The organism is Ideonella sp., from assembly GCF_041914305.1.
Lineage (GTDB): Bacteria > Pseudomonadota > Gammaproteobacteria > Burkholderiales > Burkholderiaceae_C > Ideonella.
In genome coordinates this window covers 64,397-86,277 of record NZ_JAYSDQ010000022.1, presented here as the reverse complement: position 1 = coordinate 86,277, position 21,881 = coordinate 64,397, and the positions used below count along the sequence as shown (strand labels likewise).

Sequence of the window (21,881 nt, the reverse complement as noted above, 5' to 3'; positions counted from 1 at the left end):
GATCTTCGTAGCGCGCGGGGGGCTCGGTCGACGCCGGTGGTGACCATCTCGGGGGCCTCGGTTATTGGTTGACACTTAAATGGTTCACAATTAAAGTAATTTCGAATCCCTTGGTCCAGGTGGCCCGCATGAACATCGTCTGCATCGGCGGCGGCCCCGCCGGCTTGTACTTTGCGCTGCTGATGAAGCAGCAGAACCCCGCGCACGACATCACCGTCGTCGAGCGCAACCGGCCTTATGACACCTTCGGCTGGGGCGTGGTGTTCTCCGACCAGACGATGGAGCACATGCGCCAGTGGGACCCGGTGACCGCCGGCCAGATCGAGCAGTCGTTCAACCACTGGGACGACATCGAGCTGCACATCAAGGGCCGGGTCATCCGCTCGGGCGGCCACGGCTTTGTCGGCATCGGCCGCAAGAAGCTGCTGAACATCCTGCAGGCGCGCTGCGAGCAGCTCGGCGTCAAGCTGGTGTTCGAAACCGATGCGGAGTCGGACGCCGACTATCCGGACGCCGACCTCGTCATCGCCAGCGACGGCATCAACTCGAAGGTGCGCACCCGGCACGCGGCGGTCTTCAAGCCCGACATCGTCACGCGGCCCAACCGCTACATCTGGCTGGGCACGAAGCGGCTGTACGACGCCTTCACCTTCCTGTTCGAAAAGACCGAGCACGGCTGGTTCCAGGCCCACATCTACAAGTTCGACGAGACGACCTCGACCTTCATCGTCGAGTGCCCCGAACACGTCTGGAAAGCCCACGGGCTGGACCAGGCGAACGCCGACGAGTCGGTCGCGTTCTGCGAAAGGCTGTTCGCCGACAACCTGCGCGGCGAGAAGCTGTTGACCAACGCGCGCCACCTGCGCGGCTCGGCGTGGCTGAACTTCCAGCGCATCACCTGCCAGCAGTGGTCGCTGTTCAACGGCCGCAGCCACGTGGTGCTGATGGGCGACGCGGTGCACACCGCGCACTTCGCGATCGGCTCAGGCACCAAGCTCGCGCTCGAAGACGCGATCGAGCTGACCAAGCAGTTCCGCGACCATGGCAACCACACCGAGGTGGGCGCCGAAGAAATCGCCGACGTGCTGCGCAACTACCAGGCCGAGCGCCGCATCGACGTGCTGAAGCTGCAGAACGCGGCCTGGAACGCGATGGAGTGGTTCGAGAACTGCGGCGAGCGCTACTGCGACCAGCTCGAACCCGAGCAGTTCATGTACTCGATGCTGACGCGCAGCCAGCGCATCAGCCACGAGAACCTGCGCCTGCGCGACAAGGCCTGGCTCGAAGGCTACGAACGCTGGATCGCGGCGCGCGCGGGGCTGGCCGATCAACATGCCGTGCCCCCGATGTTCACGCCCTACACGGTGCGTGGTCTCACGCTGAAGAACCGCGTCGTCGTCTCGCCGATGGCGCAGTACTCGGCCGTCGACGGCACCCCCGGCGATTACCACCTGGTGCACCTGGGCGCGCGGGCGCTCGGCGGCGCCGGCCTGGTGTTCGCCGAGATGACCTGCCCCAGCCCCGATGCGCGCATCACGCCGGCCTGCCCGGGGCTGTGGAACGACACCCAGCGCGACGCGTGGAAGCGCATCGTCGATTTCGTGCACCAGCATTCGGACGCGAAGATCGCGATCCAGCTCGGCCATGCGGGGCCGAAGGGCTCGACCAACGAACCGTGGGTGGGCGCTGGCGCCGACAAGCCGCTGGCGCAAGGCAACTGGCCGCTGGTCGCTGCGTCGGCCGTCCCCTACGAGCGCGGCGTGACCGAGCTGCCGCGCGCGATGAGCCGTGCCGACATGGAGCGCATCCGCGACGAATTCGTCGCCGCCACGCGCCGCGCGGCCGAGGCCGGTTTCGACTGGCTCGAGCTGCACTGCGCGCACGGCTACCTGCTGTCGGCCTTCATCTCGCCGCTGACGAACCAGCGTGACGACGACTACGGTGGCACGCTGGCGAACCGGCTGCGCTGGCCGCTGGAGGTGTTCAGCGCGATGCGCGCAGCCTGGCCGCAAGACAAGCCGATGTCGGTGCGCATCTCGGCCCACGACTGGGTCGAAGGTGGCATCACGCCGGACGATGCGGTCGAGATCGCCAAGGCCTTCAAGGCCGCGGGTGCCGACCTGATCGACTGCTCGTCGGGCCAGGTCAGCCCCAACCAGAAGCCGGTCTATGGCCGCATGTACCAGACGCCGTTCGCCGACCGGGTGCGCAACGAAGCAGGCATCGCGACGATCGCGGTCGGCGCGATCAGCGAAGCCGACCACGTCAACTCGATCATCGCCGCGGGCCGGGCCGACCTGTGCGCCGTCGCGCGCCCGCACCTGGCCAACCCGGCCTGGACGCTGCAGGAGGCCGCCAAGATCGGCTACACCGCGCTCGACTGGCCGGTGCAGTACCGCTCTGGCAAGTCGCAGATGGAAACGCTGATCCAGCGCGAGAGAGCCGCCGCGAAGGCCGGATCGACATGAAGCACGCCTTCATCACCGGCGCCAGCCGCGGTATCGGTGCCGCGATCGCCCGTGCGCTGGCGCAAGACGGCTGGACGCTCACGCTGACCGGGCGAGAGGCGCCGGCGGCGCTGGCGGCCGAGCTGGGGGCGTTCGCCGTCGCGATGGACCAGACCGATGCCGGCTCGGTGGCGGCGGCGTTCGAAGCCGCCCGCGCCGCGCAGGGGCCGCTGGTGGCGCTGGTCAACAACGCCGGCGCGGTCGAGACGGCACCGTTCGCCAAGACCTCGCCGGCGCAGTGGCAGCGCATGCTCGATGTCAACCTGACCGGCCCGTTCCTGTGCTGCCAGGCCGCGTTGCCCGACCTGAAGGCCGCAGGCGCCGAGGGCCGCATCGTCAACATCGCCAGCACCGCTGCACTCAAAGGTTATGCCTACGTGTCGGCCTATGTCGCCGCCAAGCATGGCCTGCTGGGGCTGACGCGCACGCTGGCGCTGGAACTGGCCAAGGACGGTGTCACCGTCAACGCCGTCTGCCCCGGCTACACCGAGACCGACATCGTGCGCGACGGCATCGCCAAGGTCGTCGCCAAGACCGGCCGCAGCGAGGCCGAGGCGCGCGCCGGCTTCACCCAGGCCAACCCGCAGGGTCGGCTGGTGCAGCCCGACGAGGTGGCGGCCACGGTGCGCTGGTTGTGTTCGGCCGGTGCCGGCGCGGTCAACGGCCAGGCCATCGCGGTGTGTGGTGGTGAAACATGGTGAAGAAGAGCGCTGTTCCGATCGCCCGCCTGCTCGACGACGACCAGATCGGCATGGAGGCCCGCGCGGGTGATGCCGACCACCAGGCGCTGAAGGTCTGGCTGCGGCTGCTGGCCTGCACGACGCAGATCGAAACCGAGATCCGCCGCCGGCTGCGCAAGGAATTCGGCATGACGCTGGCGCGCTTCGACTACCTGGCGCAGCTGCACCGCCACCCCGAAGGCCTGCGCATGAGCGCCTTGTCGCGCTACCTGATGGTGACCGGCGGCAACGTGACCGCGCTGACCGACGACCTCGAAGGCGAAGGGCTGGTGCTGCGCGAGACCGACGCCGAGGACCGGCGCTCGTTCAAGGTTGCGTTGACACCGGCCGGGCGCAAGGCCTTCGAGAAGGTCGCCCAGGTGCACGAGGGCTGGGTCGTCGAGCTGCTCGCCGGCTTGGGCGTCGACCAGAAACACGAACTGCATGAACTGCTGGGCACGTTGCGCGTGCACCTGTCCCACGCCGAACAGGACGGCCCCCAGGCGGGCGCCCGGCGCCCACCGCCCCCCGAGGGGGGCAAGAAAGCTCGGGGCGGCCCTTCGCTTCCTTAGGAGACCCCATGACCGACTCCGTTGAACGTGTCGACCCGTCGCTCGCTGCCGGCAACCGGCTGACGCTGGCCGGCTATGCAGCGCAGCACTTCGGCTGGCAGGTGAACGAAGGCGTGGCCACCGTCACGCTGAACCGGCCCGAGCGCAAGAACCCGCTGACCTTCGACAGCTACGCCGAGCTGCGTGACCTGTTCGCCAAGCTGCGTTTGGCCACCGATGTGCATGTGGTGGTGCTGCAGGGCGCGGGCGAGAACTTCTGCTCCGGCGGCGATGTGCACGAGATCATCGGCCCGCTGATCCGCCTGAAGGCACCCGAGCTGCTGATGTTCACCCGCATGACCGGTGAGCTGGTCAAGACGATGCGCAGCTGCCCGCAGCCGATCATCGCGGCGATCGACGGCGTCTGCGCCGGTGCCGGCGCGATCATGGCGATGGCGTCTGACCTGCGCGTGGGCACGGCGCGCTCGAAGACGGCGTTCCTGTTCAACCGTGTCGGCCTCGCCGGTTGCGACATGGGCGCCTGCGCGATGCTGCCGCGCATCATCGGCCAGGGCCGCGCGAGCGACCTGCTCTACACCGGCCGTTCGCTGCCGGGCGACGAGGCGCTGGCCTGGGGCTTCTTCAATCGCCTGGCGGTGCCGGAATCCTTGAGCGATGAAGCCCACGCCTGGGCCGCACAAATCGCCGCCGGCCCGACCTTCGCCAACGGCATCACCAAGACCATGCTCCACCAGGAGTGGGCGATGACCATCGAGCAGGCGATCGAGGCCGAGGCCCAGGCGCAGGCGTTGTGCATGCTGACCGAGGACTTCGGCCGCGCCTACCGCGCCTTCGTCGCCAAGCAAAAGCCCGTGTTCGAAGGGAATTGACCGTGGACCGCACCGACTGGCCCTTCTTCGATGCGCCGCACCGCGCCTTCGCCACCGAGCTCGACGCCTGGGCCGCGGCGAACGTGCGTGACGTGCACGGCGACCACGACGTCGACGCCGCGTGCCGCCAGCTCGTGCGCCAACTGGGTGACGCCGGCTGGCTGAAGCATGCGGTCGCCGGCCGTGAATACGGTGGTGCGGGTGAGGCGATCGACACGCGGACGATCTGCCTGGCGCGCGAGACGCTCGCTCGTCACAACGGCCTGGCCGATTTCGCGTTCGCGATGCAGGGCCTGGGCTCGGGCGCGATCTCGCTGGCCGGCACGCCGCAGCAGAAGGCGCGCTGGTTGCCGAAGGTCGCTTCGGGCGAAGCGATCGCGGCGTTCGCGCTGTCAGAGCCGGATGCCGGCTCGGACGTGGCGGCGATGCAGTGCGCCGCGCGCGTCGAAGGCGACGTGGCCATCCTCGACGGCGAGAAGACCTGGATCTCGAACGGTGGCATCGCCGATGTCTACGTCGTTTTCATGCGCACCGGCGAGGCGCCGGGTGCGCGCGGCATCTCGGCCTTCGTCGTCGAGGCGGGCACGCCGGGCTTCGAGATCGCCGAGCGCATCGACGTGATCGCGCCGCACCCCTTGGCGCGGCTGCGCTTCACGAATTGCCGCGTGCCGCTGGGCCACCGCATCGGTGCCGCCGGCGAAGGCTTCAAGGTCGCGATGGGCACGCTCGATGTGTTTCGCACCAGCGTCGCCGCCGCCGCGCTGGGCTTTGGCCGCCGCGCGATGGACGAGGGCCTGGCGCGCGCCCGTTCGCGGGCCATGTTCGGCGGCGTGCTGGGCGATTTCCAGCTCACGCAGGCCAAGCTGGCCGAGATGGCGACCACGCTCGACGCGGCTGCGCTGCTGGTCTACCGCGCGGCCTGGCAGCGCGACCAGGGCCACAACGTGACCCGCGAGGCCGCGATGGCCAAGATGTTCGCGACCGAAGGCGCGCAGCAGGTGATCGACGCCGCGGTGCAGCTGTGGGGCGGGCAGGGCGTGCGCAGCGGCGAGACGGTCGAGCGCCTGTACCGCGAGATCCGCGCACTGCGCATCTACGAAGGCGCGACCGAAGTGCAGCAGCTGATCATCGGCCGCGACGTCTTGAAGAACGGCTGAGCGCCGCGGCTCAGGCCACGCGATCTTCGGGCTTACCCGCACGCTCGCGGGGCCCGGCGCGCCTGCTGCCGGGAGGCATCAGATTACTGCCGTTTCGGCGTGAATGTGCGGGGTTCTCGAGGCCAGATTCGAAGCAATCTGCAGCCCGGGTGCTCGCATGATCGCGCCGCGGAACACCAGCGACCGGCAGTGCACCCCACTGACCGGCCCGCCCTGGTGAGCCGGCGGCTGTATCCACAAGATTCCTCGGCTGTCGGCGTGACTGAACCGCCGGCCTGCCATCCACCCGGCGGGGCCGTCTGACCGCGTGCATGTGCCTGCTGGCCTCCTTCGGGTGGCGGTTGTCGCCTGCGCGCCCACCACCCCAAGAGGAGACATCATGACTTCACCCCAACGATGGGTCTGGTCGGCCGTGGCCGCTGCGGCCATGACCGGTGCATCAACCCTCGCGCTGGCCACCGCCGGCGTGTCCCCGGCCTCGGCCGTCGAGGCGGCGCGCTGGCAGCAGCAACGTCAAAGCCTGCTGCCCGCCGACCCCGGCATGCCGCGCGCCGGCCAGCACCTGGGCAGGGTCGGCGTCAAGCCGGCGTTGCTGCCGCTGCGCCGTGCCGACGACTTCGTGCCGCACCGCCTGGCGATCGGCGAGCAGGCGAACGCAACGTCGATGCCGCTGACGGCCCGCGCGAAAGCGGCCCGCCAGGTGCAAAGCCCGGCCCAGCTCGCCGGCGCCACCTGCAGCGGCACCGACTTCGTCGGCAAGACCGGCTCGGGCCTGATCAGCTTCATCGACGCCGCCGACCTGACCAGCTGCATGTACAGCCTGTACTACGGCACGGTCGACCAGTACCGCACGGTGTTCACCGACGCGAACATCATCACCGTTTCGAACGAGCTGAAGGCGCGGGCGGTGAGCTACCAGGGCAACGACAGCAACCACTCGATGAACCTGCTGTCGTTCTTGCGCACCGCCGGCTACTGGAGCTTCATGAGCAAGGACGGCGACCCGTGGAACAACATCCCCCCGGGCAGCCCGGCGATGATGAACGCGGCGCTGTCGTCGCTGATGCAGATCATTGCGTCGCCGCACTTCTACGACAAGACCGAAGACAACGGCATGTTCGTCAGCGAGGTCTACAAGACCACGCCGTCGGGCTGGGCGCTGCCTTTTGCGCCGTCGGCCAAGAAGTGGATCGACCAGGTCACGCCCAGCACGCCGGCGATCGGCTACTGGACCAACGAGTCCATCATGGGTGCGATGGGGGTCTTCTACTACGGCCCGTACCAGTCGGACTATGTCAGCGCGGTGCAGAACGACGTCAGCTACGCCAAGAGCTTCGACGCCTTCCTGACGCGCAACATGGCGATGATCGGCACGGCCGACAGCTACCACCAGGCCAACGCGATGGGCGAGCTGATCCGCTTCGTGCAGTTCACGCCGCAGAGCACGCAGGTGCGCAGCATGGCGACGGCGCAGATGCCGCACTTCCCGGTCACGCAGGACACGACGATCGACGTGTGGATGCGCGCCTCGAGCATGGTCGACGAGTACGACAGTGCCAACTGCTCGGCCTACGGCACCTGCAACGGGCAGGACACGATCGCCGCGTTGAAGCTGCCGATCCGCTACCCCTGCGGCACGCAGTATGTGATCCGCGCCGAAGCGATGACCTCGTCGCAGCTGTCGTCGACCTGTGACTCGGTGACCAAGGAGTCGAAGTACTTCCACGGCCTGGTCGGCACCAGCAAGGGCAAGCCGGTGGCGGGTGACAAGAACAAGACGCTCGAGCTGGTGGTGTTCGACAACTACAGCGAGTACGCGCGTTTCTCGGGTTTCCTGTTCGGCAACTCGACCAACAACGGCGGCATCTACCTCGAAGGTGATCCGTCGGCACCGGGCAACCAGGCGCGTTTCCTGGCCTACCGCGCCGACTGGCTGGCGAACTTCGAGATCTGGAACCTGAACCACGAGTTCGCGCACTACCTGGACGGCCGTTACGACATGTGGGGCGGCTTCGGCGACTACCCGCTGACGGTGGGCGGTGGCAACCAGTCGTCCGTCTGGTGGATCGAAGGTTTCGCCGAGTACATGTCGTACAGCTTCCGCCGCCAGTACTACGCCGATGCCACCTCGCGGGCCCAGACCGCACCGCTGGCCCTGAGCGAAGTGATGCGCAACACCTACGACAGCGGCTCGGCGCGTGTCTACAACTGGGGCTACCTGGCCGCGCGCTACATCATGGAGCGCCAGCCTCAGGAGCAGAAGACCTACCTGCCGATGATGCGGGCCGGCAACTATGCGGGCTACAGCAGCTACATCACCAACCTGGGCACCGCACTCGACGCCAACTTCGCCAGCTGGCTGGACAAGTGCGTCAGCGGCGGCGACACCACCTCGGCCGCCTGCGTCAGCCTTGGCGAGGGCACCAAGCCGCTGCTCGACCCCTCGGCGATCGGCGCCTGCAACCTGGGCAGCGACACCGCGCTGGCCAACGGCTGCTCACGCGCGCTGGCCAACGGTGGCACGCTGTCGTTCTACCTGCGCATGACCGACTGGCCGAACGCCTTCTTCAAGCTTAGCCAGGTCAGTGGCGGCGTAGACCTCTACGCCAAGGCCGGCGGCTGGCCGACCACGTCGAACTACGACGTGAAGGCCAAGAGCACCGGGCAGGACGTGATGCTGAAGCTGCCGTCCGACGGCTCCGGCTGGTCCTACGTGATGGCCGTGCCCCGCACCGGCTTCAACAAGGCGACGCTGCGTGGCATGTACAGCAAGTTGCCGTTCCCGGATGGCGCTCAGGCAATGCATTGCATCGACTCGATGGCGAGCGTGAGCTGCCAACGCTGAGCGGCTGAAACGAAGAAGCCCGGCCGGCGTTTGGCACGCCGGCCGGGCTTCTGCTTTGGATGGGTTGCTACCTCAAGCAGCCACCCCGACCATCAGCTTCGCCGAGTAGCCGAGCTCGACCGAGCCCTTCATCTTGGCCATCTGCAGCGACACACCGTCGCTGAACACACCGTCGTGCGCGAAGTCGGGCACCGAGGTGTTCTGGCCGCGTGCCGAGTACAGCGGCGAGGCGTAGACCGCCTTGGTCACCGACTGCGGGAAGGCCAGCTGCGAGGTCGCCGTGGCGGTGCCGCCGGTGTCCGCATTGAGGAAGACCTGGAAGTGCACGTGCGTGATGCGGCCCGAGTACCAGCCCGGGTAGATCATGTCGAAATGCACGGCGCCCTTCGAGTTGCTGATCTGGATGCCGCGCATGAAGGTCTGGCCGCGCGTGTCGTGGCCGGGCTGCTGGTAGCCGGAGTAGACACCGTCCTTGTCGGTGCACCAGATGTAGACCGCGGCGTTGTTGATCGGCGCACAGGCCTTGTTGACGTTGACCAGCTTCAGCGTCAGCGTCAGCGGCACCCCGGGGCGGCCTTCGGTCACGTCGCGGCGCATCATCGCGTCGTCGTCCAGCACGCTGGCCAGCGGGTACGGGCCGGCCGTTTCTTTCGGGATCAGCGCGCAGCTGCGGGCGGCCGAATAGTCGAAGGCATCGTACTGCTCGGCCCAGATGTCTTCGGCCCGGGCCGGGCCGGCCAGCCCCATCAAGGGCACGGCGGACAAGGCGCTCAGCGTGCCCAGGGCCTCGCGGCGGCCGGGCAGTTGGGGGGCATCGGAACGCAGGGAATCGTCGGACATGGTCTCCTCCTAGGCTGTCGGGAGTGCGCAGTCTTGACGCGCCCCGTTTCTGGACCGTGAACGCTAACGCGCAAACCTGACATCACGGGTGACCGGCCGCATCAGGTTGTGACGCGGCGTGAGTGCGCTGCGCCGAGTCGATTCCATGGGGCCACTGGCGGCGTGGGCATGTCCGGCCATGGCGAGCGGCGGGTGGCCGGTTCGGGCAGCATCGACCGCCTTTCCGCCCCTTCACCCTACCCGCGCCAGGAGATCCGCATGACGTCGACCGTGACCGACAAGGCCGCCATTTTTCGCCAGCTGCACGAGCGCCCCGGCGTGTTCGTGATGCCCAACCCGTGGGACGCCGGCTCGGCCAAGCTGCTGGCCGGGATGGGTTTCGAGGCGCTGGCCACCTCCAGCGCCGCCTCGGCGATGGCGCTGGGCCGCAGCGACTACCAGATGACGCGTGAAGACGCACTGGCGCATGCACGGCTGATCGTGCAGGCGACCGAGCTGCCGGTGTCGGCCGACCTCGAAAACGGCTTCGGCCACGCGCCCGAGGTGGTGGCGCAGACGATCCGCCTGGCCGCTGAAACCGGCCTGGCCGGCGGCTCGATCGAAGACGCGAGCCAGCAGCCCGGCCACCCGATCTACGACCTGGGCCAGGCGGTCGAGCGCGTGGCGGCGGCGGCCGAAGCAGCACGCTCGCTCGGCCGGCCGTTCACGCTGACCGCACGGGCCGAGAACTTTCTCAACGGCCGCGACGACCTCGACAACACGATCCGCCGCCTGCAGGCCTACGAGGCCGCCGGTGCCGACGTGCTGTTCGCGCCCGGCCTGCCGAGCCTGGACGCGGTGAAGGCGGTGTGCAGCGCGCTGAAGAAGCCGGTCAGCTTCATGGTCGGCATCCCCGGCAAGTCGTTCAGCGTGGCCGAGCTGGAGGTCGCCGGCGTCAAGCGCATCAGCCTGGCGACCTCGCTGTACCGCACCGCGATGAATGCGCTGAAGTCGGCGGCGGAAGAGATCCGCCGCGACGGGACTTTCAGCTACCTCAACCCGAAGCGCTGATGGCCGGCGACGGGCCGCCCCTAGCCGGTCGCTCCCCCCCGGGGGGACCGGGCCGCTGGCCCGTAGGGGGCCGACGGAGCCCCGCGGCGCGCGGGCTGGCTGCTGCGCTGGCGCCAGAAGTTGCGCAGGCGCCAGCCCAGCAGCACGCCGACGATGGACGCGTAGACCGCGACCTCGCCGTACAGGTGCTTGCCCGATCGCATCCAGAAGAAGTGCAAGATCGCCAGCAGCGCGATCGCATAGACCGCCTTGTGCAGTGCCTGCCAGCGCTTGGCGCCCAGGGCCTTGATCGCGCGGTTGAACGAGGTGGCGGCCAGCGGCAGCAGCAGCAACCAGGCCAGCGTGCCGACCAGGATGAACGGGCGCTTGGCCACGTCTTTCAGCAGCGCGTCGAGTTCCAGCCCCTGGTCCAGCCAGGCGTACGACAGCCAGTGCAGCGTGCCGTAGAGAAAGGTCGCGACGCCGATCGCCCGGCGGTGGCGCAGCAGCTGGTGCCAGCCGGTCCATTGCCGCAGCGGGCTGATCGCCAGTGTCAGCACCAGCCCACGCAGCGTCCAGTCGCCCAGGCCGCGGATCATCGCCTCGGCCGGGTTGGCCCCCAGCGTGTCGCTGATCGCGCCCCACAGCAGCCACGCGAAGGGCAGCGCCAGCAGCGTCCACAGCACCGGCTTGGCGGCCTTGTGGGCCAGCCACCGGTTCATTTCAGCGGCGGTCGTCATGTTCAGTAGAACTTCTTCAAGTCCATGCCGGCGTAGAGCTGCCCGACCTGGGCCTCGTAGCCGTTGAACATCAGCGTGGGCCGGCGCTTGGCGAACAGGCCGTCTTCGCCGATGCGGCGCTCGCTGGCCTGGCTCCAGCGCGGGTGGTCGACCTGCGGGTTCACGTTGGAATAGAAGCCGTATTCGCTCGGGTTGGCGCGCTCCCAGCTGCTGACCGGCTGCTTGTCGACGAAGCGGATCTTGACGATCGACTTCGCGCTCTTGAAGCCGTACTTCCACGGCAGGATCACGCGCACCGGCGCACCGTTCTGGTTCGGCAGCACCTCGCCGTACAGGCCGAAGGTCAGCAGCGCGAGCGGGTTCATCGCCTCGTCCAGCCGCAGGCCCTCGGTGTAGGGCCAGTCCAGCACGCCCGAGCGCAGGCCGGGCATCTGGGCCTTGTCGGCCAGCGTCGTGAACTGCACGAACTTGGCGTTGCCGGTGGGCTCGACCCGCTTGATCAGCTCGGCCAGCGAGTAGCCGACCCAGGGCACCACCATCGACCAGCCCTCGACGCAGCGCAGGCGGTAGATGCGCTCTTCCATCGGTGCGAGCTTCAGCAACTCGTCCAGGTCGTAGACCTTGGGCTTCTTGACCTCGCCTTCGATGCTGACCGTCCATGGCCGTGGCTTCAGCGTGCCGGCGGTCTGCGCCGGCGAGTGCTTGTCGGTGCCGAACTCGTAGTAGTTGTTGTACGAGGTCACATCGGCATACGGCGTGGGCTTGTCCATCACCATCGCGCCGGGCACGGCGCTGCGGCTGCCGGGCAGCGCGGCCAGCTTGCCCGGCGCCTGGGCCAGGGCCTGGCCGGCGGCCCACGGCCCCAGGCCGGCACCGGCCAGGCCCCAGGCGGCACGCTGCAGCCAGTCGCGGCGGGCGTGGTAGACGGCTTCGGGGGTGATGTCCGACGGGGTGCGGTGGTTGAAACCGCGGTCCTTCAGCAGGTACATGGGGTGTCTCGCGCTGGCTGCGCCCGGCGGGCGCCTGAGGGTCTGTCGGGCAAACCGGTGAGACCTTACGCGCAGGCCCAGGTTCCCGCCAGCGATGGGCGTGACATCCTGACGCTCAGGCGTCGCTGTCGTCTGCAGGGGCCACGCCGGGGATCAGCGCGCCGAGCTCGGCGTCGCCGTACAGCTTCAGCGCATGGCTGCTGCGCCGCTCGCGAAAGCTCTTGCGCGAGAACAGCTTGGCCTGGGCCTCGGCCGGCAGGTCGGTGATGTTGATCAGGTTGCGGTTGATCAGCGTGTCGATCACATCTTCGAGCACGCGCACGAAGTCGGCGTCGAGGCGGGCAAAGCGCTCCTGCGCGTCGGCCGCCCCCTGATCGCCCAGAAAGGCGCGCACGTCCGGGTGGTCGTCGGCCAGGTATTCACTGGCCTCGGCGCTGGCCTCGCGGTGCAGGCTGAGCACGAGGCCCTGGGCATTGCGGTGGGCGTAGGGCATGGTCGCGATCCTAGGCCCAGCGGGATCAAAGGGTGCCGTAGGAATGCAGGCCCGACAAGAACATGTTCACGCCGAGGAAGGCGAAGGTCGTGACGATCAGGCCACCGAGCGCCCACCAGGCCGAGGCGGTGCCGCGCAGGCCCTTCATCAGCCGCATGTGCAGCCAAGCCGCGTAGTTCAGCCAGACGATCAGGGCCCAGGTTTCCTTCGGGTCCCAGCTCCAGTAGCCGCCCCAGGCCTCGGCGGCCCAGAAGGCGCCCAGCACGGTGGCGATCGTGAAGAAGGCGAAGCCGACCGCGATGGCCTTGTACATCAGGTCGTCCATCAGCTCCAGCGTCGGCGTGCGGGCGTTGATCGGGCCGCGCAGCCAGATCATCAGCGCAAAGAAGGCGGTGGTGCCGCCCAGCATGCGGGCGCCCTTGACGAGTGCGCCCTGCATCGCCGCGTCGGGCGCGCCGAGCAGCGCGTACAGCCCCATCAGCGCCAGCACCACGCCGGGCGCGCCGACCAGGCCGACCCACAGGTTGCGGGTGGTCGAGGTCTTCAGCAGGCAGGCCAGGGCGACCATGGCCGAGAGCGCGAAGGTGCCGTAGCCGATGAAGTTGGCCGGCACGTGCAGCTTCATCCACCAGCTTTGCAGCGCCGGCAGCAGCGGCTGGATCTCTTGCGCCTCGCGGGCGACCGTGTACCAAAGCAGGAAGCCGACCGCGGCGCTGATGATCAGCATCACGAACGGGCCCAGCGCGCGCGTCTTGTAGTGCGACTCGTAGTACAGGTAGAACAGCGTCGTCAGCCAGCAGAACAGCACGAACACTTCGTACAGATTGCTGACCGGGATGTGGCCGACCATCGGCGCGATCTGGTGGCTTTCGTACCAGCGCACCATCGTGCCGGTCAAGGCCATGAAGACGGCCGCCCAGGCCAGGCGCGAGCCGATGCGCAGGCCGGCCGCGTCGCCCCGCACGTCGCCGCCCTGGCGCGAGAAGAAGCCGAACCAGTAGAACAGCGTGCTCATGAAGAACAGCGTGCCCATCCACAAGATCGCGCTCTGGCTCGACAACAGGTACTTCAGCCAGAACACCTGGCCGCCGGCGACCAGGTCGGCGCCGAAGCTGTCGGTCGTGCGGGCGTACAGGTTGATCGCCAGCAGGGTCGCGCCACCAACGGCCACCGCCAGGATGCGCAAGGCGCCCCAGAACCAGCCCAGCGCGATCAGCGCCGGCACGGCGCCGAACAGGATGCCTTTTTCGTAGCCGTCCATCGCCGCGCCGTAGCGGCGGAAGGCGTAGGCCGCGCCGCCGATCACCAGCGCCGCGAACAGCCAGTCGAGCGGGTCGCGCCGGCTGACCAGGCTTTGGCGGCCGAGGTCGAGCGTGGTGGTGGTCGTGTTCATTGTTTGCCTCCGGCCGAAGCCAGCAATTCATCGCGCAAGCGGTCGAACTCGGCGTCGATGTCCAGCGTGCGCCGCGGGGTGGACATCGCGATCTGCGCGCGCGTGGTGCCCGGCGCCTGGCCATCAGCCAGCCAGACCCACAGCCGCCGCTCGCGCACGTAGAGCATCGCAAAGACGCCCAGGATCAGCAACACCGCGCCGAGGTAGACCAGGGTCTTGCCCGGTGCACGGGCGACCTGGAACACGCTGGCCTGCACGACGTTGAAGTCGGACAGCTCCAGCAGCACCGGCGCGGGGTAGAAGAAGCTGTCGGACAAGGAAAGCACGGCCTGCGTCATGAAGGCCTCGGTGGCCGGACCCAGTTCGAGCGGTTTCAGGCCGGCTTGTTCCCGCGCGACCTGGTTCAAATCGAACAAGGCGCCGTTGAGGATGCGCAGCATCACCTCGGCGATGCGCGGGCGCTCGGCCTCGGGCACGCTGGTTTCGATGAACTGGCTCAGCGCATTCAGGCCACCCATGCGCTCGGCCCCGGCGGCCTTGCTGGGGGCCTCGATGCCGGCGAACAGCGTCAGCGCGCGCGACGCGGTCAGGCGCAGCTGCTCGTTCATCTCGGGCTTGCCTTCGGGCGTGGCCTGGTCGGCGTAGCGCTTGGCGGCGCGGTCACGCAGGGCCGGGTCGTTCAGCGCGGCGCGCAGGCGCAACCAGCCCTGCAGGCTCATGTTCTCGTCGGCCGGCATGCGCAGGTAGCGAAAGTTCTCGGCCGTGCCTTCGCGCACGCCGGCGACGAAGACGCGCTGGCCGTCCAGCTCGATCGGCAGCATGTAGTTGTGGAACTCGCGCGCCTGGCCGGCGCTGTCGCGCAGCCGGTAGGTCACGGCGGGGCCGACGTTGCGCAGCGTCTTGGCCTTGTCGGGGTTGATGCCGGCGCCCAGGTGCTTGTCGAGCGTGCCGACCAGGTCGACCTTGCGCAGGTCGGTGCCGCCGTTGGCATTGGCCTCGGCCATGTTCTCGACGTTGATCACCTTCAGCCCGGTCACCTCGAGCTGCAGCTTGTGCTCGCCGCTGTCGCTGGCCAGGCCGGTGCTTTCGCCGACGCGCAGCTTCAGGTCGAACGGCTGGCCGCCGACGGTCAGCGGGTAGGCCTTCAATTGCACCTGCGAGCCGCCGTCTTCGACGCTGCTCTGGTAGATCGCCACGCCGCGGTGGAAGGCCGGCTCGTTGACCTTGACGACGGCCGGGATCGCCTCGCCGGTCTCGTGGTCGTGGATCACGATGTCGCTGGCGAACAGGCGCGGCATGCCCGTCTCGTAGTACTCGACGGTGAACTTCTTCAGCTCGACGTCGAACGGCAGCTCTTGCAGCACCGTGCCCTGCGGCATCGACAACAAGGCCACGCCAGCGCGCGCGCCCTCGGGCACCAGCAGGTTGCCGCGGAAGGTGGGGTTGCCGGCCGACAGGCGGTGCTCGGCCGGCACGTCCTTGACGAACTGGTAGCCGCCGTCGAACACGCTCTTGCCGGCCAGCGCCATCTGCGCCCGCACGATCAGGTCGCCGTCGGCCAGGCCACCGAGGCAGATCAGCACGATGGCCGAGTGCGCCGACAGGTAGCCCAGCTTGCTGGCGCGGCCGGTGCGCGCGGCCACCATCGTGCCGTGCTCGCGCACCTGCGCGCGGGCGCGCCAGCCGTGCTTTCCCAGCACCGAGGCCACCTGCGCCAGCGCGGCGTCGCGGCCCAGCGGCAGCGTGGCGTCGGCCTTGTGGTGAAAGAAGGCCAGCGACTGTTCGCGCACATGCTCTTTGAAGCTGCGCAGGTCGGCAACGATCTTCGGCGCGTTGCGTGCGATGCACAGGCTGGTCGAGACGACCAGAAAGCCCAGCATCAGCAAAAACCAGTTCGCCGAGTAGACGGTGAAGAGCTGGAAGTGGCCGAACAGCTCGGCCCAGAACGGGCCGAACTTGTTGATGTAGTTGTTGAACGGCTCGTTCTGCTGCACCACGGTGCCGATCACCGAGGCGATGCAGATGACCGCCAGCAGCGTGATCGCAAAGCGCATCGACGACAGCAGCTCCAGCGCCTGGCGCGCGCGGCCCGGGCCGGCAGGGCGGGGCGGTGGGCTGTCGAGCGCGTCCAGCGGGTCGACAAGGTCGGTCGGGGCGGTCATGGGCGGATTATCGGAAGCGGGGTCCGACCCCTGGGGGCGGCGGGTTGCGTCCAAATGAAAAAGCCGGTCAGAGACCGGCCTTCACGGGGCGCTTGCAGGGGATCAACGCAGGCCGGCGATGTAATCGGCGACCGCGGCGATTTCTTCGTTGTTCATGCGGGCGGCGATCGCCTGCATCGGGACGCTGTTGGTGCGCTTGTGGTCGCGGAAGGCCTTCATCTGCGCGTCGAGGTAGTCGGCATGTTGGCCGCCGATGCGCGGGTACTGGGCCGGGATGCCGGCACCGGTCGGGCTGTGGCAGCCGGCGCAGGCGGGCACTTGCTTGTCGGCGATGCCACCGCGGTAGATCTTCTCGCCCAGCGCGACGGTGTCCTTGTGCTTGGCGAAGCCGGGCTTGGCCTGCTTGGTGCCGTAGAACGCAGCGACGTTCTTGATGTCGGCTTCGCTCAGCGGGGCGGCCATGCCTTGCATGATCGGGTTGACGCGCTTGCCGGCCTTGAACTCGGTCAGCTGCTTGGCGATGTACTCGGGGTGCTGGCCCTGCAGGATCGGGTTGGCGGGCGAGCCGCGCGAACCGTCGGCGGTGTGGCAGGCGGCACAGACGTTGGTCGACAGCTCTTGGCCCTTGGCGAGATCGACCTTGGCGGGCGCCGCCGGCTCGTTGGCGAACACGGGCAGTGCCAGCGTGGCAGCCAGGAGGGCGAAGGTGGCGAAGGCGACAGGGGTCTTCATCTCGGCAGGCCTTGATTGTTCGAACAAAACCCGCGGATTTTACAATGCTCCATGACCGCATCGAACCGCCCGCCAGTCGGCGCACCGGATGAGGCCACGCGCACCGCGCTGGCCTGGGCCCACGGGGCCCGTTTCCTCACCACCGCCAGCCAGCTGGATCAATTGCCTTCGGGCGACATGCCCGAGTTCGCTTTCGTCGGCCGCAGCAATGCCGGCAAGTCGACCGCGATCAACGCGCTGGCGCAGCGGCGGCAACTGGCGTTTGCCTCGAAGACGCCGGGCCGCACCCAGCACATCAACCTGTTCGAGTTGGGCCCGAAAGACGCCCCCGACTCGTACCTGGCCGACCTGCCGGGCTACGGCTACGCCACGGTGGCGCGCACCGCCAAGCTGCGCTGGCAGCAGGTGATGGCCGACTACCTGGCGATCCGCCGCAATTTGGCGGGCGTGGTGCTGATGGTCGACAGCCGCCTGGGCTTCACGCCGCTGGACCGGCAACTGCTGGAGTTCGTGGCCCCGCGCGTGACCACCGGTGAGGTGAAGCTGCTGGTGCTGCTGACCAAGGCCGACAAGCTCAGCAAGAAGGAACAAGCCGCCGCGCTGGAAACCGGCCAGGAAGGGCTGGCCGACCTGGCCACCGAAGCCTCTGACGTGGGCTTGCTGCTGTTCTCGGCCCCCAAGCACATCGGCCTGAACGACCTGGCCGACACCGTTTACGGCTGGGCGCACCCGCAGGCCAAGGGCGCCGCCGTCGCGGCCGTGGCCACAGACGGGCCGTAAAAAAGACGAAAGGCCTGGCGCGAGAAGCGGCAGGCCTTCAGGGGCGATGGTGCCAGGGTGTCAGAACGGGATGTCGTCGTCCATCTCGTCGATGCCGGCGCTCGAGCGCGGGGCCGGGCGGGGTGCCGGGGCGCGCGGTGCAGGGGCCGGCGCGCGACGCGGGGCGCCACCACCGCCACCTTCATCGGCGTCGCGGCTGTAGCCGCCGCCGTCGTCTCCACCACCACCGCCGCCGCCTTCACGGCCACCCAGCAACTGCATCGAATCGGCGACGATTTCGGTGGTGTAGCGGTCGTTGCCGTCCTTGTCTTGCCACTTGCGGGTCTTCAGGCGGCCTTCGATGTAGACCGGGCGGCCCTTCTTCAGGTACTCGCCGGCGACTTCGGCCTGGCGGTCGTACAGCACCACCGAGTGCCATTCGGTTTCTTCCTGGCGCTCGCCGGTGTCGCGGTTCTTCCAGTTGCGGGTCGTGGCCAGGCGCAGGTTGCACACCGCCGCGCCGCTGGGGGTGTAGCGCACCTCGGGGTCGCGCCCCAGGTTGCCGATGAGAATGACTTTGTTGATCGAGGCCATGCGGGCGGCTCCAGCAAGAAATCTGTGGGAATGTCCAGTGCCCGATTGTGCCGCAGTGCCCCGGCGCCCGGACAAGACAAAGGCCCCCGCAGGGGCCCGGGAAGATCGGCTAGGGGGCGGGAAAAGTTGAGAATTCCCGCCCCGTCGACCTTCTTGCTCAGCGCCGGCCGATCAGCGCCGACTTCTTGGCGCTGCTCAGGCCCGGCACGCTTTGCGGCACGCCCGGCTCGACCGACACCAGCGTCACGCCGAGCGTGGTGCCGGTGTTGGCATCGGCCCCTTGCACCAGCCGCAGCGCGCCCAGGTAGCGCACGCCTGCGGCGGCACCGTGCCAGCCGAACTTGGCCTTGACCGTGTCGCCCACGGCCACGCTCGCGGGCAGCCCGCGCACGTGCAGCGGCACCGAGCCGCCGTCCGGCCAGACCAGCCATGACGACAGCGTGAAGGCCGTGCTGACCCCGTCGGCCGGCGCAAAGCCATGCACGCAGGCGCTGTAGCTGCCGCCGGCCGGCATGCGCAGCGTGGCCATCTCTTCGGCCGATGCGCCGGCGCTGGACGCCACCAGGTTGCCGCCCTGGTCGTAGATGAACAGGTCGAGGTCGTCGCTGCCGTGGCCCGAGGTGTCGGCGTCGTACAGCGCGAAGCGGGCGGCCAGCGTGCCGGCCGCGACGTTGAAGCTGAACGTCTTGGTGCCGGCTTCGTTGGCGCGGCAGGCCGCGTCGCCGTTCGAATTGGCCGACTTGGTGACCACGCCGTCGGTGCGCGTGGCCGGCATCAGCCCGCCGCTTTGCGAGCTCAAGTCGCCGGTGTAGCCGAACTGGTAGCTGGCCTTCAGCGTGTCATCGGCCTGGGTGCTGACCAGGCTGCCGGGGCCGTCGAAGTTGGTCAGCCGCGCCATGATCGGGCTGCGCACGTTGTGCGTGCCGTCGCTCCAGACCAGGGTGCCCTGGTTCCACGCGCTTTGCGCCGCGCCGTTGCCGGTCAGCGTGACGGTGAAGCGGCCCTTCTGGCCTTTGTCGAGCACCAGGCTGGGCGGGTTGACGCTGGCGCTGAAGCCGGCCACGTTGATGCTGGCGTTGAAGGTGGCCGCGCCGCCGGTCAGGTTGCGCACCGTGCGGTGGAAGGTCACCGAGCCGGGCACGTCGGCGCTGAACGAGGGCAGGTTCAGGTCGGTGGCGGCGATCGAGCCCACCGACTGGCAGGTGGCCGAATCGGCGGCGATCAGGCCCTGGCCGCAGAGGTAGCGCCAGTAGTCCGTCGGGTCGATCTGGTAGAGCAGGCCGGGATCGATCGAGCCGTTGGGGTTGGCGTGGCCGGCCCCGTAGCCGACGAAGGCCGTGTCGGGCGTGCCGTCGGCCAGCTTGACCGGGCCGGCGCTGGTCATCAGCGCCGACTTGATCGACGCCGGGCCCCAGTAGTTCGGGTGCTTCTGCTTCAGCAGCGCGGCCAGGCCGGCGATGTGCGGGCTGGACATCGAGGTGCCTTGCAGGTACTCGGCCACCGGGTCGGGCACGACGCTGCCGTTGACGATGCCGTCGTGGTACGCCTGGTCGGGCTGGGTGACCGCGTAGGCGGCCAGCACCGCCACGCCAGGCGCGGTGATGTCGGGCTTCATCACGGTCGGCGTGGCCAGGTTGGGCCCGCGCGACGAGAAGCTGGCCATCACCGGCGCGACGATGCCGGGGGCCTGGGCCGCCACGCCCATCGCCGCCGTGGCACCAGCGCCGCCGGCATAGGCACGCACCGCGTCGCGGTTGGCGATCGGCAGGTGCACGGTCGGCACCCAATGGGCATCGTCGTTCAGCGTGTCCGAGCCACCGCCGGGCAGGCCGGCCGGCGTGTTCGTCAGCACCATGCCAACACCACCCGCCTGCAGCACGGCCAGGCTCTTGTCGGTGCGGGCCGAGGTGCCGCGGTCACAGGCGACCACCTTGCCGGCGACCTTGGCCGGATCGAGCCCACCGACGAAGCACAGCCGCGCGTCTTCGCTGGTCTTGCCCGGCGCAACCGCGTCGGTCGACAGGATCATTGGCGTCGCCGGCAAGCCCTTGGACTGCGAGGCGCCGTTGTAGACGCTGCCGTCACCGAAGGTGGTGTCGGCCTTGAAGAAGCGGTCGTGCGTCGACGCGGCCACCGTGGTCAGCCACGGGCTGTTGTGGGCCACGGCGTTGCCCGGGCCCGAGTTACCGGCCGAGGCCGCGACGAACACACCGGCGGTGGCCGCATTCAGGAACGCGACCTCGACCGGGTCGAGCAGGCTGGTCTGCGAGCCGCTGATCGAGAAGTTGATGACGTCGACCCCGTCGGCCACGGCCTGGTCGATCGCTGCCACCGAGTCGCCGGTCCAGCAGTTGTTCTGGAACGCGCCGGTGCCGCTGTTGAACCAGCTCCAGCAGACCTTGTAGGCCGCCAGCCTCGCGCGCGGCGCCATGCCCGTGATCGGGCCGACGTTCTGCGTGTGCGAGATCGCATCGGCGTTGGCGTTGCCGCCGGCTGTCGACGAGGTGTGGCTGCCGTGGCCGGTCACGTCGCGCGGCGCGCCGGGGAATTCATACCAGGCCACCGGCAGCCCGGTGGACTTGAACACCGCATCGAAAGCCTTGGCCCCGATGACCTTGTTGTTGCAGTGCTTGGACGGGTCGAAGCCGGGCGCCGCCACGCAGCTGCCGCCCCAGCCAGCGGGCGGCGGGCCATAGGCCAGCGTGCCGCCGCTCTTGACCGGCTTGCCGTTGGCATCGACCTGGTCGTAGAACGACGCGTTCTCGGGCTGGAAGCCGCCATCGACGATGCCGATGACCACGTCTTCGCCCTTGACCAGCGTGCCCTTGCGGTCTTGCGACCACACGCCGCCGGGCAGGTCGAGCCCGAGGAAGTGCGCGGTGTAGTTGGTGTTCAGCTCACGCGGCGTGTCCAGCGTGACGGCCATCACCCCGGGCGTCAGCGCCAGTTGGCGGGCCTGGGCATCGCTCAGCAGGGCCGAGAAGCCGTTGAAGCTGTAGTGGTAGCGGTGCAGCAGCTTGACCGGGCCATTGACCTTGGCCAGCGCGGCGCGTTGCTGCTTGTCCAGGTGCGCCACATAGGCCTGCACCTGCGGGGCGCGTGCGTTCAGCCGCAGGCCTTCGGCGACCTGCGTCGCGGCCAGCCCGGGCACGCCGCCGCGGTAGGACGCGGCCGGCGCGTCGGCCAGCTGGACGATGTACGGGCGGGCCGCGGCGCCGGCGGCGTGCGCCACGCCGGCTGCCATCGCCAGGCCACAGGCCAGGGCGATCGGACCTCTTGTGAAGGGTGAAGCCATCTCGAATTCCTCGTCGGTTGGAGAGAAAAGCAAAGGCCCGCGGGCAGGGCGCCGCCGGTTCGGCAGCGCCTTGCGGGTCACGGCAAGAGCGCGGACCTGGCGCGGCACCTGTGCAGGCGCCACGCCAGTGCGGGGCAGTCTAGGCAGCGGGTTTTTCGGCCCCTACCGTGGGAACCCGTGGAAACC

The 21,881-nt window shown here is 68.8% G+C and carries 17 protein-coding genes; 8 read left to right on the top strand and 9 right to left on the bottom strand.

The annotated features are described in order from the left end of the window. Positions 1-128: 128 nt before the first annotated feature. The 6 genes from ACE3SG_RS24425 (at position 129) to ACE3SG_RS24400 (ending at position 8,669) form a co-directional block, all read left to right on the top strand. Positions 129-2,468 (top strand): bifunctional salicylyl-CoA 5-hydroxylase/oxidoreductase, encoded by a 2,340-nt coding sequence (locus tag ACE3SG_RS24425; RefSeq protein WP_374568840.1) that lies wholly within the window; start codon positions 129-131, stop codon positions 2,466-2,468. Beyond that, entirely contained in the window at positions 2,465-3,208 is a 744-nt protein-coding gene (locus ACE3SG_RS24420) for an SDR family NAD(P)-dependent oxidoreductase (RefSeq protein ID WP_374568839.1), read from the top strand. Before ACE3SG_RS24425 ends, ACE3SG_RS24420 begins: the two co-directional genes overlap by 4 nt. Continuing rightward, positions 3,202-3,798 (top strand): MarR family winged helix-turn-helix transcriptional regulator, encoded by a 597-nt coding sequence (locus ACE3SG_RS24415; protein WP_374568838.1) that lies wholly within the window; start codon positions 3,202-3,204, stop codon positions 3,796-3,798. Before ACE3SG_RS24420 ends, ACE3SG_RS24415 begins: the two co-directional genes overlap by 7 nt. Before the next feature lie 8 nt (positions 3,799-3,806). After that, on the top strand, positions 3,807-4,667 hold the full coding sequence (locus ACE3SG_RS24410; protein ID WP_374568837.1) for an enoyl-CoA hydratase family protein: 861 nt from the start codon (positions 3,807-3,809) through the stop codon (positions 4,665-4,667). Between the two features lie 2 nt (positions 4,668-4,669). Next, positions 4,670-5,824: an acyl-CoA dehydrogenase family protein gene (locus ACE3SG_RS24405; protein ID WP_374568836.1), complete on the top strand. Its 1,155-nt coding sequence runs from the start codon at positions 4,670-4,672 to the stop codon at positions 5,822-5,824. Between the two features lie 379 nt (positions 5,825-6,203). After that, positions 6,204-8,669: a collagenase gene (locus tag ACE3SG_RS24400; RefSeq protein WP_374568835.1), complete on the top strand. Its 2,466-nt coding sequence runs from the start codon at positions 6,204-6,206 to the stop codon at positions 8,667-8,669. Positions 8,670-8,741: 72 nt separating this feature from the next. Here the strand turns inward: ACE3SG_RS24400 and ACE3SG_RS24395 are convergent, their stop codons facing one another. Continuing rightward, positions 8,742-9,509, bottom strand: a complete 768-nt coding sequence (locus tag ACE3SG_RS24395; RefSeq protein ID WP_374568834.1) for an intradiol ring-cleavage dioxygenase — start codon at positions 9,507-9,509, stop codon at positions 8,742-8,744. A 258-nt stretch (positions 9,510-9,767) separates the two neighbouring features. Here ACE3SG_RS24395 and ACE3SG_RS24390 point away from each other — a divergent pair, with 258 nt between their 5' ends. Continuing rightward, positions 9,768-10,559, top strand: coding sequence for an oxaloacetate decarboxylase (locus ACE3SG_RS24390; RefSeq protein WP_374568833.1), 792 nt, complete (start codon positions 9,768-9,770; stop codon positions 10,557-10,559). A 20-nt stretch (positions 10,560-10,579) separates the two neighbouring features. On the opposite strand, the gene ACE3SG_RS24385 is transcribed toward ACE3SG_RS24390, so the two are convergent. From ACE3SG_RS24385 to ACE3SG_RS24360, 6 genes are all read right to left on the bottom strand, one after another. Beyond that, the gene (locus ACE3SG_RS24385) at positions 10,580-11,278 is read right to left on the bottom strand and encodes a sulfite oxidase heme-binding subunit YedZ (RefSeq protein ID WP_374568832.1); all 699 of its coding nucleotides are present in this window, start codon (positions 11,276-11,278) and stop codon (positions 10,580-10,582) included. A gap of 2 nt (positions 11,279-11,280) precedes the next feature. Next, positions 11,281-12,267, bottom strand: a complete 987-nt coding sequence (gene msrP, locus ACE3SG_RS24380; RefSeq protein ID WP_374568831.1) for a protein-methionine-sulfoxide reductase catalytic subunit MsrP — start codon at positions 12,265-12,267, stop codon at positions 11,281-11,283. A 115-nt stretch (positions 12,268-12,382) separates the two neighbouring features. Next, entirely contained in the window at positions 12,383-12,760 is a 378-nt protein-coding gene (locus ACE3SG_RS24375; RefSeq protein ID WP_374568830.1) for a hypothetical protein, read from the bottom strand. A gap of 25 nt (positions 12,761-12,785) precedes the next feature. After that, a complete protein-coding gene (gene ccsB, locus ACE3SG_RS24370; RefSeq protein WP_374568829.1) occupies positions 12,786-14,153 on the bottom strand; it encodes a c-type cytochrome biogenesis protein CcsB in 1,368 nt (455 codons plus the stop codon). Then, positions 14,150-16,315, bottom strand: coding sequence for a cytochrome c biogenesis protein ResB (locus tag ACE3SG_RS24365; protein WP_374568828.1), 2,166 nt, complete (start codon positions 16,313-16,315; stop codon positions 14,150-14,152). Before ACE3SG_RS24365 ends, ccsB begins: the two co-directional genes overlap by 4 nt. A 102-nt stretch (positions 16,316-16,417) precedes the next feature. Further along, entirely contained in the window at positions 16,418-17,047 is a 630-nt protein-coding gene (locus ACE3SG_RS24360) for a cytochrome c (RefSeq protein WP_374568827.1), read from the bottom strand. Between the two features lie 51 nt (positions 17,048-17,098). Between ACE3SG_RS24360 and yihA the strand changes: the two genes are divergently transcribed. Then, positions 17,099-17,827 (top strand): ribosome biogenesis GTP-binding protein YihA/YsxC, encoded by a 729-nt coding sequence (gene yihA / locus ACE3SG_RS24355; protein ID WP_374568826.1) that lies wholly within the window; start codon positions 17,099-17,101, stop codon positions 17,825-17,827. A 60-nt stretch (positions 17,828-17,887) separates the two neighbouring features. On the opposite strand, the gene ACE3SG_RS24350 is transcribed toward yihA, so the two are convergent. Both ACE3SG_RS24350 and ACE3SG_RS24345 read right to left on the bottom strand, forming a co-directional pair. Next, positions 17,888-18,400: a single-stranded DNA-binding protein gene (locus ACE3SG_RS24350; protein WP_374568825.1), complete on the bottom strand. Its 513-nt coding sequence runs from the start codon at positions 18,398-18,400 to the stop codon at positions 17,888-17,890. 157 nt (positions 18,401-18,557) lie between these two features. Continuing rightward, positions 18,558-21,695 (bottom strand): S8 family serine peptidase, encoded by a 3,138-nt coding sequence (locus tag ACE3SG_RS24345; RefSeq protein WP_374568824.1) that lies wholly within the window; start codon positions 21,693-21,695, stop codon positions 18,558-18,560. Positions 21,696-21,881 lie beyond the last annotated feature (186 nt).

What these genes read in the sequence shown, in the direction of transcription:
- ACE3SG_RS24410 (WP_374568837.1), top strand. Translation starts at nt 3,807, where the DNA reads ATGACCGACTCCGTTGAACGTGTCGACCCGTCGCTCGCTGCCGGCAAC.
- ACE3SG_RS24425 (WP_374568840.1), top strand. Translation starts at nt 129, where the DNA reads ATGAACATCGTCTGCATCGGCGGCGGCCCCGCCGGCTTGTACTTTGCG.
- ACE3SG_RS24365 (WP_374568828.1), bottom strand. Translation starts at nt 16,315, where the DNA reads ATGACCGCCCCGACCGACCTTGTCGACCCGCTGGACGCGCTCGACAGC.
- ACE3SG_RS24385 (WP_374568832.1), bottom strand. Translation starts at nt 11,278, where the DNA reads ATGACGACCGCCGCTGAAATGAACCGGTGGCTGGCCCACAAGGCCGCC.
- ACE3SG_RS24375 (WP_374568830.1), bottom strand. Translation starts at nt 12,760, where the DNA reads ATGCCCTACGCCCACCGCAATGCCCAGGGCCTCGTGCTCAGCCTGCAC.
- msrP (WP_374568831.1), bottom strand. Translation starts at nt 12,267, where the DNA reads ATGTACCTGCTGAAGGACCGCGGTTTCAACCACCGCACCCCGTCGGAC.
- ccsB (WP_374568829.1), bottom strand. Translation starts at nt 14,153, where the DNA reads ATGAACACGACCACCACCACGCTCGACCTCGGCCGCCAAAGCCTGGTC.
- ACE3SG_RS24395 (WP_374568834.1), bottom strand. Translation starts at nt 9,509, where the DNA reads ATGTCCGACGATTCCCTGCGTTCCGATGCCCCCCAACTGCCCGGCCGC.
- ACE3SG_RS24415 (WP_374568838.1), top strand. Translation starts at nt 3,202, where the DNA reads ATGGTGAAGAAGAGCGCTGTTCCGATCGCCCGCCTGCTCGACGACGAC.
- ACE3SG_RS24420 (WP_374568839.1), top strand. Translation starts at nt 2,465, where the DNA reads ATGAAGCACGCCTTCATCACCGGCGCCAGCCGCGGTATCGGTGCCGCG.
- ACE3SG_RS24345 (WP_374568824.1), bottom strand. Translation starts at nt 21,695, where the DNA reads ATGGCTTCACCCTTCACAAGAGGTCCGATCGCCCTGGCCTGTGGCCTG.
- ACE3SG_RS24350 (WP_374568825.1), bottom strand. Translation starts at nt 18,400, where the DNA reads ATGGCCTCGATCAACAAAGTCATTCTCATCGGCAACCTGGGGCGCGAC.
- ACE3SG_RS24400 (WP_374568835.1), top strand. Translation starts at nt 6,204, where the DNA reads ATGACTTCACCCCAACGATGGGTCTGGTCGGCCGTGGCCGCTGCGGCC.
- yihA (WP_374568826.1), top strand. Translation starts at nt 17,099, where the DNA reads ATGACCGCATCGAACCGCCCGCCAGTCGGCGCACCGGATGAGGCCACG.
- ACE3SG_RS24360 (WP_374568827.1), bottom strand. Translation starts at nt 17,047, where the DNA reads ATGAAGACCCCTGTCGCCTTCGCCACCTTCGCCCTCCTGGCTGCCACG.
- ACE3SG_RS24390 (WP_374568833.1), top strand. Translation starts at nt 9,768, where the DNA reads ATGACGTCGACCGTGACCGACAAGGCCGCCATTTTTCGCCAGCTGCAC.